Genomic DNA, 1,841 nt, shown 5'->3' on the forward strand with positions numbered 1-1,841 from the left:
GGTCGGGCGCGCTGTTGGGTGTCTGAGGGCACGGCCGTACCGGCCGGGTCTTCGGTGCCGGCCCCGGTGTACTCCGCCCGATCGGGTGGGGGTGGCGGGTGGCTGGTCGTTGTTTGAGAACTGCACAGTGGACGCGAGCATCTATAGGCCAAGTTTTTAAGGGCGCACGGTGGATGCCTTGGCACCAGGAACCGATGAAGGACGTGGGAGGCCGCGATAGGCCCCGGGGAGCTGTCAACCGAGCTGTGATCCGGGGGTGTCCGAATGGGGAAACCCGGCAGTCGTCATGGGCTGTCACCCGCTGCTGAACACATAGGCAGTGTGGAGGGAACGCGGGGAAGTGAAACATCTCAGTACCCGCAGGAAGAGAAAACAACCGTGATTCCGGGAGTAGTGGCGAGCGAAACCGGATGAGGCCAAACCGGTCACGTGTGAGACCCGGCAGGGGTTGCGTGGTCGGGGTTGTGGGAGTTCTCTGCAGTCGTCTGCCGGCGGCTGGACGAGTCAGAAACCGTAGGGATAGGCGAAGGGCATGCGAAAGGCCCGGCGTAGAGGGTAAGACCCCCGTAGCCGAAATTCCTGCGGCTCGTTTGAGGACCACCCAAGTAGCACGGGGCCCGAGAAATCCCGTGTGAATCTGGCGGGACCACCCGTTAAGCCTAAATATTCCCTGGTGACCGATAGCGGATAGTACCGTGAGGGAATGGTGAAAAGTACCGCGGGAGCGGAGTGAAATAGTACCTGAAACCGTGTGCCTACAAGCCGTGGGAGCGTCGCCGTGAGTGCTTGCGCTTGCGGTCGTGACTGCGTGCCTTTTGAAGAATGAGCCTGCGAGTTTGCGGTATGTTGCGAGGTTAACCCGTGTGGGGAAGCCGTAGCGAAAGCGAGTCCGAACAGGGCGTTTGAGTAGCGTGCCCAAGACCCGAAGCGGAGTGATCTAGCCATGGGCAGGGTGAAGCGGCTGTAAGAGGTCGTGGAGGCCCGAACCCACCAGGGTTGAAAACCTGGGGGATGACCTGTGGTTAGGGGTGAAAGGCCAATCAAACTCCGTGATAGCTGGTTCTCCCCGAAATGCATTTAGGTGCAGCGTCGCGTGTTGCTTGCCGGAGGTAGAGCACTGGATAGGCGATGGGCCCTACCGGGTTACTGACCTTAGCCAAACTCCGAATGCCGGTAAGTGTGAGCGCGGCAGTGAGACTGTGGGGGATAAGCTCCATGGTCGAGAGGGAAACAGCCCAGAGCATCGACTAAGGCCCCCAAGCGTGTGCTAAGTGGGAAAGGATGTGGAGTCGCAGAGACAACCAGGAGGTTGGCTTAGAAGCAGCCATCCTTGAAAGAGTGCGTAATAGCTCACTGGTCAAGTGATTCTGCGCCGACAATGTAGCGGGGCTCAAGCACACCGCCGACGTCGTGTCATCGGCACATCAACCTCCAACGGGGGTGTCGATGGGTAGGGGAGCGTCGTGTGCCGGGTGAAGCCGCGCCGGAAGGCAGTGGTGGACGGTTCACGAGTGAGAATGCAGGCATGAGTAGCGATACAGGAGTGGGAAACTCCTGCGCCGATTGACCAAGGGTTCCTGGGTCAAGCTGATCTGCCCAGGGTAAGTCGGGGCCTAAGGCGAGGCCGACAGGCGTAGTCGATGGATAACCGGTTGATATTCCGGTACCCGCTGTGGAGCGCAAGGGCCGAGCCCGGTGATGCTAAGTCCGTGAAGCCCTCCGGTGCCTTCGGGTGCCGGGTGGGGTGGAGCCGACGGCCCGATCCGGTAGTAGGTGAGTGATGGGGTGACGCAGGAAGGTAGTCCAGCCCGGGCGGTGGTTGTCCCGGGGTAAGGGTGTAG

The 1,841-nt window shown here is 60.8% G+C and carries 1 rRNA gene; it reads left to right on the forward strand.

Annotated features, from left to right (window positions below):
- Nucleotides 1-146: 146 nt before the first annotated feature.
- Nucleotides 147-1,841, forward strand: a 23S ribosomal RNA gene (locus ACLIYP_RS30335); the annotation flags it as partial.

It is taken from the genome of Streptomyces nanhaiensis (assembly GCF_046614825.1).
GTDB lineage: Bacteria > Actinomycetota > Actinomycetes > Streptomycetales > Streptomycetaceae > Streptomyces > Streptomyces radiopugnans.